Origin of the sequence: Ruminococcus sp. AF17-1AC, assembly GCF_003461385.1 — a bacterium.
Lineage (GTDB): Bacteria > Bacillota > Clostridia > Oscillospirales > Ruminococcaceae > Hominimerdicola > Hominimerdicola aceti.
The window spans coordinates 344,024-359,481 of the sequence record NZ_QTWZ01000001.1 but is presented as its reverse complement, the minus strand read 5'-3'; the positions used below and the strand labels follow the sequence as shown (position 1 = coordinate 359,481).

14 protein-coding genes, 1 tRNA gene, 1 other RNA gene and 1 pseudogene are annotated in these 15,458 nt (G+C 43.9%); 8 read left to right on the top strand and 9 right to left on the bottom strand.

Annotated features, from left to right (window positions below):
- Positions 1 to 7 precede the first annotated feature (7 nt).
- Positions 8 to 1,642, top strand: coding sequence for a DAK2 domain-containing protein (locus tag DWW81_RS01520; RefSeq protein WP_022288647.1), 1,635 nt, complete (start codon positions 8 to 10; stop codon positions 1,640 to 1,642).
- 51 nt (positions 1,643 to 1,693) lie between these two features.
- Positions 1,694 to 1,957, top strand: a complete 264-nt coding sequence (locus DWW81_RS01515) for a DUF6171 family protein (RefSeq protein ID WP_242989539.1) — start codon at positions 1,694 to 1,696, stop codon at positions 1,955 to 1,957.
- Between the two features lie 485 nt (positions 1,958 to 2,442).
- Here DWW81_RS01515 and pepF read toward each other — a convergent pair whose 3' ends face one another.
- From pepF to DWW81_RS01485, 7 genes and pseudogenes are all read right to left on the bottom strand, one after another.
- Positions 2,443 to 4,341: an oligoendopeptidase F gene (pepF, locus tag DWW81_RS01510; protein WP_347562315.1), complete on the bottom strand. Its 1,899-nt coding sequence runs from the start codon at positions 4,339 to 4,341 to the stop codon at positions 2,443 to 2,445.
- A gap of 411 nt (positions 4,342 to 4,752) precedes the next feature.
- Positions 4,753 to 5,437, bottom strand: a pseudogene (locus DWW81_RS01505) (response regulator transcription factor).
- Complete coding sequence (locus DWW81_RS01500; RefSeq protein WP_117858512.1) at positions 5,430 to 6,548, bottom strand: ATP-binding protein; 1,119 nt, start codon at positions 6,546 to 6,548, stop codon at positions 5,430 to 5,432. The pseudogene DWW81_RS01505 and the gene DWW81_RS01500 overlap by 8 nt, the downstream one beginning before the upstream one ends.
- 17 nt (positions 6,549 to 6,565) lie before the next feature.
- Positions 6,566 to 6,754, bottom strand: coding sequence for a hypothetical protein (locus DWW81_RS13075; protein ID WP_147337886.1), 189 nt, complete (start codon positions 6,752 to 6,754; stop codon positions 6,566 to 6,568).
- Positions 6,739 to 7,383 carry a TrkA family potassium uptake protein gene (locus tag DWW81_RS01495; protein WP_117858509.1) on the bottom strand — a complete coding sequence of 215 codons (645 nt, stop codon included), beginning with the start codon at positions 7,381 to 7,383 and terminating at the stop codon, positions 6,739 to 6,741. The genes DWW81_RS13075 and DWW81_RS01495 overlap by 16 nt, the downstream gene beginning before the upstream one ends.
- Positions 7,384 to 7,395: 12 nt before the next feature.
- Positions 7,396 to 8,739 (bottom strand): potassium transporter TrkG, encoded by a 1,344-nt coding sequence (locus DWW81_RS01490; protein ID WP_117896460.1) that lies wholly within the window; start codon positions 8,737 to 8,739, stop codon positions 7,396 to 7,398.
- 448 nt (positions 8,740 to 9,187) lie between these two features.
- Positions 9,188 to 9,274 (bottom strand) — tRNA-Leu (locus tag DWW81_RS01485).
- A gap of 225 nt (positions 9,275 to 9,499) precedes the next feature.
- Between DWW81_RS01485 and DWW81_RS01480 the strand changes: the two genes are divergently transcribed.
- The 6 genes from DWW81_RS01480 (at position 9,500) to recR (ending at position 13,683) form a co-directional block, all read left to right on the top strand.
- Complete coding sequence (locus DWW81_RS01480; protein WP_117863575.1) at positions 9,500 to 9,880, top strand: response regulator; 381 nt, start codon at positions 9,500 to 9,502, stop codon at positions 9,878 to 9,880.
- Positions 9,881 to 10,759 carry a chemotaxis protein CheX gene (locus DWW81_RS01475; protein ID WP_117858504.1) on the top strand — a complete coding sequence of 293 codons (879 nt, stop codon included), beginning with the start codon at positions 9,881 to 9,883 and terminating at the stop codon, positions 10,757 to 10,759. It begins immediately after the preceding gene.
- Between the two features lie 190 nt (positions 10,760 to 10,949).
- An RNA gene (gene ffs / locus DWW81_RS01470) (signal recognition particle sRNA small type) lies at positions 10,950 to 11,049 on the top strand.
- Positions 11,050 to 11,086: 37 nt separating this feature from the next.
- A complete protein-coding gene (gene dnaX / locus DWW81_RS01465; RefSeq protein ID WP_242989544.1) occupies positions 11,087 to 12,706 on the top strand; it encodes a DNA polymerase III subunit gamma/tau in 1,620 nt (539 codons plus the stop codon).
- A gap of 24 nt (positions 12,707 to 12,730) precedes the next feature.
- Positions 12,731 to 13,081 (top strand): YbaB/EbfC family nucleoid-associated protein, encoded by a 351-nt coding sequence (locus tag DWW81_RS01460; protein ID WP_022288657.1) that lies wholly within the window; start codon positions 12,731 to 12,733, stop codon positions 13,079 to 13,081.
- Positions 13,081 to 13,683, top strand: coding sequence for a recombination mediator RecR (gene recR, locus DWW81_RS01455; RefSeq protein ID WP_117896458.1), 603 nt, complete (start codon positions 13,081 to 13,083; stop codon positions 13,681 to 13,683). Before DWW81_RS01460 ends, recR begins: the two co-directional genes overlap by 1 nt.
- A gap of 17 nt (positions 13,684 to 13,700) precedes the next feature.
- Here recR and tadA read toward each other — a convergent pair whose 3' ends face one another.
- Entirely contained in the window at positions 13,701 to 14,174 is a 474-nt protein-coding gene (tadA, locus tag DWW81_RS01450; RefSeq protein ID WP_117896457.1) for a tRNA adenosine(34) deaminase TadA, read from the bottom strand.
- Entirely contained in the window at positions 14,171 to 15,331 is a 1,161-nt protein-coding gene (locus tag DWW81_RS01445; RefSeq protein WP_117858496.1) for a CPBP family intramembrane glutamic endopeptidase, read from the bottom strand. The genes tadA and DWW81_RS01445 overlap by 4 nt, the downstream gene beginning before the upstream one ends.
- Positions 15,332 to 15,458: the final 127 nt, after the last annotated feature.

Below are 15,458 nucleotides of genomic sequence, written 5' to 3'. Positions count from 1 at the left end.
AACTATAGTGATAAACGGAGGCTTGCTGCGTGACGCTGTCATAAGTGCCGCACACAGCATATCTAACAAGAAAAAATCAGTTGACGAGCTTAACGTGTTCCCAGTACCTGACGGAGATACAGGAACTAATATGTCAATGACTATAACAAATTCCGTAGCAGAGCTTGAAAATCTCAGCGACGATACAGACTGCTCAGTTGTGGCAAGCACAACAGCTTCTGCACTTCTTAGAGGTGCAAGGGGAAACTCAGGCGTTATACTTTCGCTTATTTTCAGAGGCTTTGCAAAAGGACTTGCAGGCAAAAAGGAAATGGGTGCGAACGAACTTGTTGAATCACTGGAACAGGGCGTTTCAGGAGCATACAAGAGCGTAATGAAGCCTACAGAGGGAACTATCCTGACAGTTGCAAGAGAGTCTGCGGAGAAAGCAAGAGAAATGCTCCACTCCACAAACGATCCTATTATTATAATGGAGGAAGTTTGCAAACAGGCTGAACTTTCACTGAACGAAACACCAAAGCTACTCCCTGCACTTGCCAAGGCAGGCGTTGTTGACGCAGGCGGCAAGGGACTTCTCATTATCTTTGAAGCAATGAGAGATGTATTCAAGGGCGGCGAAATAGTAAAGGCTGATGCTCCTGCACAGAAACAGCAGGTAACAGTCGACACATTTGCGGCTACTGTTGGTCAGTATGACTGTGAGATACACTTCACATACTGCACTGAAATGATAATCACAAAGAAAGCTGACGCTGACGATTCATCAAAGCTGAGAGCTTATCTTGAAACCATAGGTGACTGCGTTGTAGTTGTCGAGGACGATGAGATAATAAAGGTACACGTTCATACCAACGACCCTGGTAAGGCAATACAGAAGGGTCTTGAATTTGGCTACATCAATCTGCCAAAGATAGAAAACATGAAGCTCCAGCACAAGGCCAGACAAAAAGAAGCAAAGCAGGAGTTCGTTCCTGCAAAGCCTGAAAAGCAGTACGGCTTTGTTGCAGTTGCGGCAGGAAACGGCATTGAGTCAATGTTCAGAGATATCGGTGTTGACTGCATCGTTAAGGGCGGACAGACCATGAACCCGTCCACTGAGGATATACTTGCGGCAATAATGTCATGCCCCGCTGAAACGGTTTTCGTTCTGCCAAACAACAAGAACATCATCATGGCGGCTGAGCAGGCTGTTAAGCTTGCAGACAGAAAGGTATGCGTGCTTCAGACAAGGACTATACCGCAGGGAATGTCAGCAATGCTGGCATTTGACCCTGACGCTGATTTCAATACGAACCGCATTGAGATGACCAATGCACTTGAAAGAGTTGCCACAGGTCAGGTAACATTTGCGGCAAGGGATTCTGACTATGAGGGTCACGCTATCAAGCAGGGCGAGATACTCTGCATTGAAAACGGCAAGCTGAGCTTTGTAGAAAAGGACGTTTCAAAGGCAGCTTACAAGCTCACAAAGAAGCTTGTTAAGGGCGACAGCTCATTCATCACAATCCTTTACGGCTCAGACGTTACAGACGAGGCGGCTGAGGCACTGCAAAAGCAGGTAGCTGCGAAGTTCTCAAATCTTGATGTAAACCTTATAAACGGCGGTCAGCCTGTTTACTACTACATCATTTCGGTTGAATAAAGACATCAATGCGGACGGCGGAAAGGCTGTCCGCTTTTTTATGGAGGAAGTATGGACAATGCTGTGAAGATAAAGTGCCGCAAGTGCCTGCTTGAGGACATGGACGAGAATGATTTTCTCCGTGATATGCGTTCGCACATTGAGGCATATCCTGCGGACAAGAGGGTATCTGAGGACGAATATCGTCGGCGGTTGGATTTTTGCAAGAATTGCGAAAAGCTTGTGGACGGAATGTGCGTTTTATGCGGCTGTTATGTTGAGCTGAGGGCGTTGAAGATAGGTATGCGTTGTGCAGATATAAACAAGAAGTGGTAAAGGCATCAAATTTGTGTAGACGTGCCATGTTGGGAGATATTATGCAGTTCATTGTGCATATACCGCATGGTTGAGCAGTCAAGCAGGTGTGGGACGTCGAGGGCGCCGTCCCCTACAATTGTGAGCTACGTTCTACCGCCGCAAAATCGCTGTCGCTCTTTGCGGGTTTTACTTTGTTTAATGGGATAGGAAAAAGCGGTGCAGAGATTTGTTCTCCGACACCGCTTTATTGTTTCTTTTACTTTTGTATGCTTTTATTTCTTTATCTGCACCGCTTGGTAGGCTTACGCCTATTGAGGCTCTGCCTCAAACTCCGACAGGGCTTTGCCCTGTACCCACAAGGGACTCTGTCCCTTGACCCTGCAAGCCCTCTAACGCCGGGCTTGAGCCTGCGTTTTATCTCTCGCTACGCTCGGTGTTGGGGGCACAACTTTGGTCAGCTATGCTCATTCCTCATTCCTCACTCCTCATTCCTCATTCCTCACTTACTCCGCCATTGCTTCTTCCATTTCCTTTACAAGCTCTCCGAACATTGCAAGTGCCTCATTGATAGGCTGAGTTGTTGCCATATCTACACCTGCACCCTTAAGCAATGAGATAGGGTCAGTTGAGCAGCCGCCTTTCAGGAAGCCTATATAGTCCTTTACCGCAGGCTCGCCATACTTCAATATTCTCTGTGAAAGTGCAATAGCCGCAGAATAGCCTGTTGCGTACTGATAAACATAATAGTCATAATAGAAGTGCGGTATCCTAGCCCACTCCAATTTTATCTCATCATCAAGCACTATTCCGTCACCGAAATAAAGCTTGTTTAGCTCGCCGTAAAGCTCGTTCAGCCCCTCGGCTGTCAGACTCTCCCCTGCCGCTACCATTTCATTTATTTTCAGCTCAAACTCTGCGAACATTGTCTGACGGTAAAGTGTGGTACGGAACTGTTCAAGAAAGTAATTTATAAGATACGCTCTCTGCTTTTTATCCTCGGTATTTTTCAGCAGATACTGCATAAGAAGCGCTTCATTGCAAGTTGAGGCTACCTCTGCCACAAAGATAACGTAATCTGAATATACCACAGGCTGATTTTTATTTGACAGATACGAGTGTATAGCATGGCCCATTTCGTGCGCCAGCGTAAACATACAGTTAAGTGTATCCTTATGATTGAGTAACACATAAGGGTGAACTCTTGCACCTGCGGAATATGCTCCGCTTGTTTTGCCCTCGTTCTCGTAAACGTCTATCCAGCGGTTTTCAAAGCCCTCTTTGAGTATCGCAAGGTAATCCTCGCCCATAGGTGCAAGGGCTTTCAGGACAGTTTCCTTAGCCTCCTCAAAGGTTATCTTCATATCTGCGTCAGGAACAACAGGAGTATAAAGGTCATAGAAATGCAGCTCATCAACGCCCAAAAGTTTCTTTCTCAGAGCAACATAATCGTACATATAGTGCATATTGTCATGAACAGCTTCAATAAGGTTTTTGTACACTGAAACAGGTACTTCTGTTCCGTCCAAAGCGGCTTCAAGGCTTGAATCATATCTTCTTGCCTTTGCATAGAAGTTCACCGCTTTTATCTGTGCCGACAGTGTTGCCGCACAGGTGTTCTTGAACTTATCGAATGTGCCGTACATAGACTCGAAAGCCGACTTTCTCAGTACTCTGTCCTCGCTCTGCACCAGTGGGATATAGCTTCCGTGTGTGACCTGATGAGCCTTGCCGTCCTTATCCACAGCGTCAGGGAAACGCAGGTCTGCGTCAGAAAACATAGAGTAGATATTCTCAGGGGACTGACCCATTTCACCGGTCAGGGCAAGTATCTTCTCCTCAGCCTCAGAGAGGATATGAGCCTTTTTACGACGCAGCTTATCCAGCGCACGCTTATAAAGCTTCAACTCAGGCTTATCCTCATAGAATTTCTGAAGCTTATCCTCCTCGATAGAAATGATCTCAGGTGTTTCAAAGCTTCCTGCTGAGTTTACTGCAACATAAGCGTTCATAAGCTGACCGATAAAGCCCTGATACTTTGCATTTGCAGTATCCTCGTCAGAACGTCTTTGAGCATAGTTGCCAAGGCTGTCGCAAAGAACAGATATCTCGTCTGAAAGCTGCATAAAATCATAAAGCGTGTCAGCACTCTCGCTAAGCCTGCCCTTGAACGACGCTATTCTCTCAGGCATAGCCTTCAGCTTCTGCAAGTCCTCCGCCCACTTTTCGTCAGTGGCATAAATATCCTCCAGTGCCCACTTGAACTGTTCAGGCACTTCACTTCTCTTAGGTATTCTTTCCTCGCTCATTTTCATGACCTCGTTTCTATAATAATAGGTATAGGCTTGTCTTGTGTAGTATTGCCTATAATTAATTTGCGTAACGCTGGTTACATTATACTCCATTGACGTACTTTTGTCAAATTAGGGCAGGTGAACTGTAAAATAATACACGATACATATAAAAATACACCCAGCGGCATAAAGCTAGGTGCCAATCTCCTTTGCGAGCTTTATTGCCTGCTTTTTAAACTATTCATCATATTGTTTTCCTGTTCCCATTTATGACACATTCCCTTGTTTTTATTATACTTTGATTGTTTTTTATGTGTCAAGTTTTATTATACAGGATTGCAACTATGATGTAGGAGATTAAGGACTGATATAATCACAGCATAAGAAAAAGGGCAATGTCCTCCGTGAGTGGAAGGCATTGCCCTTTTTTCCTTTAGAAAAAATCAGTTCAATTGTTTTTGCAGCCATTGAAGGCGATACAGACCATCAAATAAAGTGTCTGCTTTGTACTGCTCCCTAAAACTATAATTTCATCATACGATACCCAATACCGATATGTGTTTGTATCAGCGCCTGACTGCTGTCACTCAGCTTTTTTCGCAGGGTAGCCATAAATACACGCAGGGAGGCTTCGCTGTTATCCGCAGGAGTTCCCCATACACTTTGGATAATGTACTTATGCGTCAGCACCTTGCCGACATTCTTGGCAAGCAGGCAAAGCAGCTTGTATTCTATCGGTGTCAGGTGAATTTCTTCATCATCAAGGTGAACACAGCCCGAAACATAGTCTATCCGTAGTCTGCCATTGACAAACTCCGTGACCGAGATGTTTTCGGACTTCATAAGCCGCCTTTGTATCCACCCTGAGCCTTGCGAGAAGTTCATCAACAGAGAAAGGCTTTGTCAGGTAATCATCTGCACCTTTGTCAAGGGCTGTTATCTTGTCCCTTTCCTCGCTCCTTGCACTGACTATGATGATAGGAACATCGCTCCAAGTGCGTATATGCTCTATCACCTCAACGCCGTCAATATCAGGCAGTCCAAGGTCAAGTATGATAATATCAGGCTTATGCGAAGCGCTGAGCATGATCGCTTCATTGCCCCTGACAGCAGTAATAAAGCGATAGTCGTTCATTTTAAGAGTAGTTGTAATAAGATTTCTGATAGGCTTGTCGTCCTCCACCACCAGAACAAGATATTCATTCATTTAGATCGACCTCTCCTATTGGCAGAGTAAAGCTGACAACTGTACCGTTTGGTATGTTGTCGCTGACAGATATAGTACCGCCGTGTGAAGTAATAATTGACCTGCACAGTGCAAGCCCCAGCCCCAGACTTCTTCTGCTGTCTGAGGAACGGCTGCCGCCTGTATAGAACATATCAAATACCTTTTCTTTTTCTTCATCGGAGATACCAGTGCCGTGATCGGACACGGATATCACAACAGTATGCGCATTTTCTCGGCGCACACTGACGGTAACATCAGAATCCTCATCACTGTACTTGACAGCATTATCCATAAGATTGACTATGACCTGTACGATAAGGTTCGCATCTGCCATAACGGGGATTATCTCGTCATACATATCAACGATGATATTTCGCTTTGGGTGAGTGCGTTTGGTGTGTCTGACAGCCTCCTGAACAATGTCATCAAGTATCTCTACCGAGATATTGAGCTGCATTCTGCCGTCCTCAATTCGTGTAGCGTATAAAAGATTTTCCACCATTTCGATAAGCCACATTGATTCGGAATAAATATCCGTGTATATCTGCTGACGTGCTGATTCATCAAGCGTATCGCCGCCGGAAATGAGCGTACTGGCATTGCCTGATATGGAGGTCAGCGGTGTTCTGAGATCATGGGATATGGAACGGAGCATATCAGCTCTAAGCTGTTCATTCTGCGCCAGAAGTGCCGCTTCCTCCTTTTCACGGGCATTCTGCTCGGCGATCAGGATATTGCGTTTCAGCTTATTGGCAAGCGTTCCTGCAATGAACGCTGTAATAAACATCGTCACAAATGTGACAAGATAGCCTGCATCGTGAACTGAAAGAGAAAACTCAGGATAGGTGAAGAAGCAGTTGAAAAGCATTACTCCTACTAATGATGATATCAGGCAGAAATACATCTTTGATGTAAAAATGGATATCACAAGCACAGCAATAATATACAGCATGATAATGTCCGCATCGGCAAGTTGAAAGGCTTTGAATGCGTATCCGGCAAGTGTTGCGGCTGTCAGCACCACAATACATATAGCGGAGTCTTTGAACACAGAAAATGCTTTAGAGCTTTTTATAGAATTAGCAGTCATAAGGATCACCCTTGTTATTATAACATATCACTTTTGTGTTCGTCAACATCATCTTCTGACAGGTCGTGTCCACGTCTGCTCTTTTGTATCTCCTCGATGAATTCATCTACTTTTTTCATAATATAAAAGCCGTAGAGAAACATTGCTCCTACAGACAGTGCAAGCAGAACATCTCTCACACGATCATCTCCTAGATTCTGAAACATTTCTGGATATCCCGAACCTCACCTATGACAAATGCGATGTCATCAGTTTCAATCACAGTGTCCGGTGCAGGGATAAATACCTCTTCTCCACGTTTGATCGTCAGAATATTGATCTTGAATTTCTTTCGTATATCGATCTGTGAAAGCGACTTTCCGAACCAGTCCTTCGGTACTTTCAGTTCGTAGATCGAGTAATTGTTATCCAGATGAATAAAGTCGAGTATGCTGTCTGATGCATATTTTGTAGCGATGCGAAGTGCCATCTGCTTCTCAGGATAGACAACCTCATCGGCTCCGTTTTTAAGCAGGAATTTCATTTGTACATCATTTGTCGCACGGGATATGACTTTCTTTGCCCCCAGCTCCTTGAGCAAAGACGTTGTTTCCAAAGAGGACTGAAACCGGCTGCCGAGGGCAACGATACAAACATCATAGTTTCCTACACCAAGCGAACGGAGAAATTCCTCATTGGTGCTGTCACCGATCCTTGCGTTGGTCACATAAGGCAGGATATCGTTGATATGCTTCTCATTTTCATCTACTGCCATGACCTCACACCGAAGCTCCTCCATGCGTCTGGCAATATGACTGCCGAATTGACCTACTCCGATAATTAAAACTGTTTTCATATATAAAACTCCTTATCCTACGGATATTTTTTCAAGCGGTAAGCGTGAATTCTGACTGTCCGCCGACGGCAGAGCTGCATAAATGAGTGTCAGTCCGCCAACTCTCCCGAAAAACATAAGTATCATCAGTATCACACGGGATACAGCAGACAGACCACTTGTAATGCCAAGTGACAGCCCTACTGTACCGATAGCTGAGCTTGTTTCAAACAGACAGGTCAGCAGCGGTAGATCTTCCACTCTGCTGATAATGACACCGCTTGTAAAGAACAATACAAGATACATAAACAAAACAGCGCCTGCACTGCGGACAGTTTCGTCTGATATTCTTCTTTTGAAGCACTGCACATCATTTCTGCGGCTAAACACTGTGATCGCAGAAAGGAACAGAACAGCAAAAGTCGCTGTTTTCATACCGCCTGCGGTGGAACCGGGAGAACCGCCTATTAGCATAAGAATGACCATAATGGCTGTACCTGATTCATCCATAGCAGCGAGATCAGTTGTGTTAAAGCCTGCGGTTCGTGTTGTGACAGACTGAAACAGTGAATGGATCGTCCGGTCATGGATAGTCCCATGGTCATATTCAAAAAAGAAGAAATACAGCGCAGGCAGAACGATCAAGACAGCAGATGTCATCAGTACGACCTTGCTTTGCAGAGAGTAGCGCCTGATCCTGTGCTTGTGTGTTCCGATATCGCCCCAGACGAGAAAGCCGATGCCTCCCGTAATAATTAGCAGCATAATGATGATATTGAGATAGATGTTGCTGTGGTAAAAGGTCAGCGATGAGAACGGTTCTTTTATGCCGAACAGATCAAAGCCTGCATTGCAAAAAGCCGATATGCTGTGAAACAAGGAATACCACAGTCCCTTAGCGATACCAAGATCATTGCAGAAAACGGGTGCAAGCAAAGCCGCACCGATCATCTCTATGATAAGTGATGTTTTAAGGATAAAGCCTGTCAGCTTCACAATACCGCCTACCTGCGGTGCGGAGATGGATTCCTGCATCGTACTGCGCTGCCACAGACCGATTTTCCGCCCTGATGCTCTAATGATCGTAAGCCCGACGGTGATAACGCCCATACCTCCGATCTGAATTAGCATCAGAATGACCGCCTGCCCGAACAGAGACCAGTATGTAGCAGTATCCTTTACAACAAGTCCAGTCACACAGGTAGCTGAAACGGCTGTGAACATTGCATCAGGGAATGAAGTCACACACCGCTGCCTTGATGAGATAGGCAGCATCAGAAGCAACGAACCTACCAGAATTAGGCAAAAGAAACTGATAATGATGACCCGAAATGAAGTCATATGAGTTCTGTTTTTTACTCTATTTTTATGTAACATCGTACACCTCTCGTTCAAATTATAGCTTTATTATATCACATGAGCGGTTAAAGTGCTGTTAAGATTACGGTTACTGTGTTAAGATTCCGTTAAGGCACAATATTGATGTGTGCCGCTTGCCCGTAAGTCTATTGGAGCACCTGCAAACCGTTCCGCACAAGTCCATATCATCATTATGGCACGCGCCACAATGACAACATACCCTTTTTGAAGCTGAATAACTCACAAAGAACTGAGATTTGCTCACACAAGTACTTCTCAGGTCTTTTCTTTTCAGGCGGTTAGTTTTCCGCTCCGCAGGCTCGGACGACTCTGAGGGGCGTTTCAGTTCGTCTGAAGTGGCTTTCAAGCCGAGGTCATCGCCAATGCTCTTGGTGATAAAGCAGAGACAGAAGAGAATGAGGACTCTAATAAAAAAACAGGCTCTTGATACAAGAACCTGTTCTCCTGGTGCCGGTGACCGGGGTCGAACCGGTACGGTATCGCTACCATCGGATTTTGAGTCCGACACGTCTGCCAATTCCATCACACCGGCACATAACACTATGATTATAGCATACTTTTTTCATTTTGTCAAGCAAACTGCAAGTAAATTCTGCATTTACTCCTTTGTATATTTTCAACATAAAACATATTTGACGACTCTTGACTTTTGGAGAATTTTATGATATAATTAAAAAACAAGGCAGTAAAGAATTTATTTTCTCCGTCATCGGCAATTACGGAACTGCTGCCGCAAAATAATCGGGAGGGATCTATCGTGAATATAAATGAAATGACAGTGCTTATATGCGACGATTCTATGTTCGCTCGCAAAAAGCTCAGTATGTCTATTTCTGGATTTGGAGTAAAAGCCGTTTATGAAGCAGCCGACGGTGAAGAGGCTGTTAGCAAATATAAGGAGTTCAAGCCTGACGTGGTTTTCATGGATATCATCATGCCAAAGGTAACAGGTCTTGAAGCCCTCAAACAGATAATAGCAGAAGACCCTGACGCTAAGGTGATAATGGCTTCTTCTGTTGGTACTCAGAGCCATTTGAAAGACGCTCTTAAGTCGGGAGCTGTGGACTTTTTGCAGAAACCTATAGCTGATAACGACGCTCTTAAAGTTCTTGAGAACGTTGCAAAGGGGGTACTGTAAATGTTTGCGCAGTTTTTTGGAGGCTATCTCTTTAACCATAAGCTTTGTACCGCTGAGGATCTTACTCAGGCTTTCGAGGCTAAAAAGCATACAAGACTTCGCCTTGGCGTTCTCGCTATAAATGCTGGTCTTATGACAGCCGAGCAGGTGGAGCACGTTAATATTACTCAGCAGAGTGTCGATAAACGTTTTGGCGACCTTGCCGTGGAGCTTGGCTATGTTACCGCTGACGACGTTGAAAAGCTTCTTGCTCAGCAGCCTACAGATTACCTGCTCCTGGGTCAGACCCTTGTTAATAACGGTGCTCTTACCAATGCTGAGTTTGAAAAGGCGCTTAAAGATTATAAGACTGAAAATCAGATAACCGACGATATTTCAGACAATCAAACAGAAACACTGCATAACCTTATCAATGAGTTCTATCATTTTGACAATGATGAAAACGCTCGTATCTGTACTGATTATGTTACTTTGCTTTTCAAAAATCTTATCAGATTTATCGGTGACGATTTCACTCCTATGGAAGCGTCAGTTATAAAGAATTTTGCAGCAGAACATATCGTTATCCAAAAAATAAATGGAAAATATAACGCTGAGGCTTGCATTGCCACAGATTCAAAGACATATATGGCTTTCGCTGAGAGGTTTGCAAAAGAGAGCTTCACGGAGGTCGATGACTTTGTAAACGCTACAGCAGGCGAATTTCTGAACGTAAACGACGGTCTGTTCGTTGTAAATGAGTCAAACGAGCATGGCGTTGAGCTTACACTCACACCGCAGGAATTTTTGGAAAATGGTGAGCTTGCCCTGTCAGGCACTGCATTCTGTATCCCTGTGAACTATCCGTTCGGCAAGCTGAATTTCATCATTGCCACCTGATATAATTTTACAAGCACATAATATCCGCCGCTGTCCAGCTTTGTTCAGCGGCGTTGATGTTCTTTGCCTTTTTTATAACTTTTTTTCAAAAACACTTGAAATTTCATTGGAAGTATGTTATAATAGTAAGGTAACAAAAGTTAGATTGATATGATTCAGTTATTGTTCCTCATCAATCCGAGATATAGGTGTGCGGGTCCTGTGCAATGAAACGCTGTGAACCATGTCAGGCGGGGAACCGAGCAGCATTAAGCGGTTTGTTTCGTGTGTCACAGTTCCGCCCGCACGCCCATATGTCGGATTGATTTTTTTATTTTCTTGATTGGAGTGAGAGTTTTGTATCAGGCATTGTACAGAAAATGGCGTCCAATGTCATTTGACGATGTTGTTTCACAACCGCATATTACAACTACTCTCAAAAATCAGATAAAAAGTGGCAAGACCGCTCATGCCTATCTTTTCACAGGCTCAAGAGGTACGGGAAAGACCACCTGTGCAAGAATTTTTGCAAAGGCTATCAATTGCCTTGACCCACATGACGGTGAGCCATGCCTTGAATGTGAGATATGCAAAGACGCTGACAACGGCACTCTTTCCGATATTATCGAGATTGACGCTGCTTCAAATTCTAAAGTAGACGATATCAGAGAGCTGCGTGAAGGCGTTGTCTATACTCCTGAAAGATGTAAATATAAGGTATATATCATAGACGAGGTGCATATGCTTTCTGCGGGCGCATTCAACGCCCTGCTGAAAACTATGGAAGAACCTCCTCCGCACGTCAAGTTCATTCTTGCCACTACGGAGATACATAAAGTTCCTGCAACTATCGTGTCGAGATGCCAGCATTTCGACTTTCACAGGATAAGAAACGAGGACATCGTTTCAAGGCTTATGTATATTGCTTCTCAGGAGGGCTTTACCCTCCACGAAGATGCCGCAGGCATGATAGCAAGGCTTTCTGACGGTGGTATGCGTGACGCACTTTCTCTTTTAGACCAGTGCGTTGCCTATGAAAATGACATCACCCTTGACGTTGTGTCCTCAGCTTCCGGCATTGCAGGACGTGATTATCTTTTTGATATTCTCGAAAAGATAGCCGAAAAGGACGCCGCAGGCGCACTTAGGGTCGTTGACAAGCTGTATGATATGTCAAAAGATCTGAAAGTCTTGGCAGGTGAACTGCTCGCTCAGATGAGAAATGTCATGATAATCAAAACTATCGACAACAACAAGGATCTTATAACTTGTCTGCCTGACGAGTATGAAAGACTTAAAGCCCTTGCAGAACGCATGAAGCTGGACGAGATACTCGGGGATATAAATACTTTGCAGGAGTGCAGCGAGCGTTTTGCAAAAAGCACATCAAAGCGTATCGAGCTTGAAATGTGTATCATAAAGCTGTGCGGAGCTGCTCAAAAAGCAGGTGCCACTGCGCAGGCTGTATCAGGCAATGCTGAGATCACAGTGCTTCTTAATAGAATAACTCAGCTTGAGAATGCACTAAAAAATGGTGCCGTTTTGCAGACTCAACCGCAGATCGCCACTCCAGTTCAGCAGGAACAAGCTCCACCGCCAAAGCCTTTTGACCCGGATTTCAAGAAAATGAAAGCAAGCGACTTCAAGCTTGTGCAGACTTGGGACAACATTGTGGAGCAGGTCAAGCAGACAAATCCTGCCATAGGCTGTTTCTTAGTCAACTCAAAGGCTTATATGTGTCAGAATGTGTTGCTTATGATAGTACACAATGACTTTTATCTCAAAAAGTTCAAAGCAAGCGGCGATGCTACGGTGCTTAATGAGATACTGAAAAATAATTTCGGACAAAACTTCACTATCAAAGTCAAATCAGCCAAAAATGTCGCACCTGAGGATACGGAAAATCCTATAAATCAGTTGCTTGACAAAGCGAAAAAACTTGATATTGAAGTTGATATAAAAAAATAATTTTGAATATAAGGAGTTTTTAAAATGAAAGCAAGACTTCCACAGGGAATGGGCAAAGGTCCTTCCAATAACATGAATCAGATGCTCAAGCAGGCTCAGAAAATGCAGGACGAGATCACAGCTCTTCAGGCAGACCTTGAGCAGAGAGAGTTCACAGGTACAGCAGGCGGCGGAGTTGTTGAGGTTACTATCAACGGCAAGAGAAACGTCCTTAAGCTTGATATCAAGCCTGAGGTAGTTGATCCGGAGGACGTTGAAACACTTCAGGACCTCGTTATGGCAGCTTTCAATCAGGCTGTTGCTAACCTCGATGAAGTAAGCGACACTGAAATGCAGAAACTCACAGGCGGAGTATCATTCCCAGGTCTGTTTTAATGGCTGAGTCAAACGCACTGCCTTTGGTACTTCTGGCAGAGCAATTTGCAAAGCTCCCTGGTATAGGCATGAAGTCCGCACAGCGCCTTGCCTACTATGTTATGTCCATGACAGACGAGGACGCATCGGCTTTTGCAGCGGCTATCACTAATGCCCACAAAAGCGTTCATCTTTGCAGCGTTTGCCAGAACTTTACTGACAAGCCAAAGTGTCCTATCTGTGCCGACCCAAGACGTGACCACTCAACGGTCTGCGTAGTAGAAGACCCAAAGGATATAGCAGCTTTCGAGCGTACTAAGGAGTACAAAGGCGTTTACCATGTTTTGCATGGGCTTCTCTCCCCTATGGACGACATTTCCCCTGACAAGCTTAAAATAAAAGAACTGCTTGCGAGGATAGAGCCTGAGAATGTTAAAGAAGTCATTATGGCTACTAATCCTACAGTTAATGGCGAAGCTACTGCAATTTACATTTCAAGGCTGCTGAAACCCCTTGGTGTAAAGGTCACACGTTTGGCGTTCGGTCTACCCGTTGGCGGAGTGCTTGAATATGCTGATGAAGTGACGCTTTATAAGGCTTTGGAAAATCGAAACGAAATATAAGAAAAAACCTCCCCGAACTATTCGGAGAGGTTTTTTTTACGTCTAAGATTTTTGAAAAATTCCGTCAGTGTATCTGCACACTGCTCTTGCAGTATACCGCCTGTGCAAAGAGGTCTGTGATTATAAGGCAGCTCAAAAAGATTTACCACCGATCCGCAAGAACCAGCCTTTTTGTCATACGCACCGAAAACCACACGCTCGATACGGGAATTTATTATCGCACCCGTACACATAGGACAAGGCTCGAGAGTAACAAAAAGCTCACAACCCATAAGCCGCCAACCCCCAAGATTTCGACTCGCTTCCTCAATAGCCACAAGTTCGGCATGAGTCAAAGGGGAACGCCCATACTCACGACAATTGAATCCCCTGCCTATTATTTCTCCGCTGGAACGCTTCACAACTATCGCACCAACAGGTACTTCCCCCTGGTCTGCGGCAATTTCCGCAAGCTCCAACGCTTTTTTCATGTAAAGCTCATCTCTCGTCATATTATCCTCGCACACACAAACATGGTCACAAGAATTGCGGCTATCCACACTGCGATCGAGTTAGTTGCAATGAAAGACTTAACTCGCTTTGACATCGTCATAAAAGAATTATCATTTTCAATGTTGAATGTCCAGTCACCAAAGCTTGTAAGCTTCGAGTACATTACAAGTGATACACCAACGATCACTGTACAGATTATAACTTCAGCTATTTTGGCATAAGGAAGATCATAGAGAACAATGTAACTTAATACAAAATTCGTGATGTGGGCGCAAATACTCATTGAAATTGCAGTAAAAACCGAGCCTGTTCGTATAGTAAATAGTCCAAGAACCGCAGTACAGCATACAACAAAAGGCAGATATGTAATATCATAGTAGCATAAACCGTTCACAACAGCAGTGATCATAATAGCGAAGGTGTCGCCAAATTGACGAAAAGTCTGCAAAAAAACTCCTCGAAATACTATCTCTTGCATTATAGGAACAATGATCGCAAAGAAAGCAAAAGAAACAAGAGCAACAACAGGATCTTCAGAGAATACAAAAATAGAATATATCCCGTCTAAATGCACAGCTGAAAACAGCAGACTAAGTATATATTGTCCAACTCTGCCCACAACAATTATGACCATCATAATTACCACAGCAGTTCCACGCATTTTTTCGTAGCCCTTTGAATTTGCAAAAACGACTTTATTAGGGATCTTAGTAACGATCTTAAAAATAAGACCAGGCACAACAAACTTTGCGGCAAACAACAGACCTAAAATAAAAGTCATTCCAACACCATATCTGCCATATCCGCCATCTGTTTGAGAAAAATACACAAATGTACCGGTTGTATCCGGCGCGTATTTATTCACTATAAAATAGTTAAGAAAATCAATAGCAAGCATTACCACAAGACAAATGCCCAACAAACTACAGCATTTTAGCATAGAGATCCTCTCTGCTACCTCTGCCTTATGAGGCACAAATCCCTCGCCATCAATGTATGAGTGTTCTCTTGTATCATGTATAAACTGGAATCCAAAAGAATTCTGAGGATTTGAACGCCACTTTGCAAACGACTTCTTATAATCATCACTCTGATTTTGATAAGTTGTATCCTGGGCAACGTCAATCATATAATCTTTAGTATTTGTATCGTTCAAATTCTCACCTCCGATATACTAATTATAGCATATCACCGTACTTTTTTAAAGTATACAAATATCATTTAACTTATTATTCATAATATTTTAAGACAAAAAAGATCGGATACATATTGTACCCGATCTT